General features: G+C 74.9%; 1 protein-coding gene. It reads left to right on the top strand.

All coding sequences use genetic code 11. The features are described from left to right. On the top strand, positions 1–802 hold an 802-nt coding region (locus ACFFNX_RS51630; protein ID WP_378213847.1), incomplete at both ends, for a hypothetical protein.

Here is an 802-nt window from a genome sequence, read left to right as displayed (position 1 = left end):
CGACGGCCGAGCTCGCCGACACGGGGGTCGCGGTCTGGTGGCAGGGCACGGCCCGGCGGCACCGCCGGTGGCGGCTCCGTTCCGGCCCCACCGGCCAGCACCCGTTCTGGAAGTGGCCGTGGCAGCCGGCGGCCGACCGGATGCGCGACCTGCTGGCCGACGCGTCGGAGGAGGACTACCGGGCGGCCGTCGAGGCGCTCGCCGCCCACCGGCGCACGGACGTGCAGCGCGTGCTGGTCTCGTACCTGGCACCGACCGAGACGGCGTGGATGGACGAGTGCTGTAGCGGGGCCGCGAGCTACTACGACCTGGCCCTGCGGACCATGCTGTTCTGCTCGGTCGGCTCGGCCGAGCAGCTCACCGCGCTCACCGCGCACAGCCAATTCGGGTACGGCCAGTGGTCCCGCCGTGTGCTTGCCACGCTGATCGAGACGGCCGGTGTCGACGCGGTGGTCGCGCTGATGGCCGCCCACTTCGGCGCCGCGTACGCCGACGACCGCAAGGTGGGCGCCGAGGTGCTGAGCCGGCTGCCCACCGACGAGGCCTTCGGGGTGCTGCTCGAACACCGGGGCGAAAAGCACGTGGTGCCCGCGCTGCGCGACGCGATGAAGCGCTATCCGGTACGCGCGGTGCGGCTGCTGGCCCAGGCCTCCGCCGGTTCCTCCAAGGAGGCGGCCGTGGCGCGGGATCTGCTCGCCGGGCACGTCCAGGACCACCCCGACGCGGTCACCGCCGCGCTGCCCGGCCTGCCGGCCGAGGCGCGGACGACCGTCGAGCGGATCGCCGCCGAGACGGCCGACCG

It is taken from the genome of Actinoallomurus acaciae (assembly GCF_042429965.1).
Classification (GTDB): Bacteria; Actinomycetota; Actinomycetes; order Streptosporangiales; family Streptosporangiaceae; genus Actinoallomurus; species Actinoallomurus acaciae.
The sequence above is the reverse complement of the archived record's forward strand: the minus strand, read 5'-3'. Positions and strand labels throughout refer to the sequence as shown.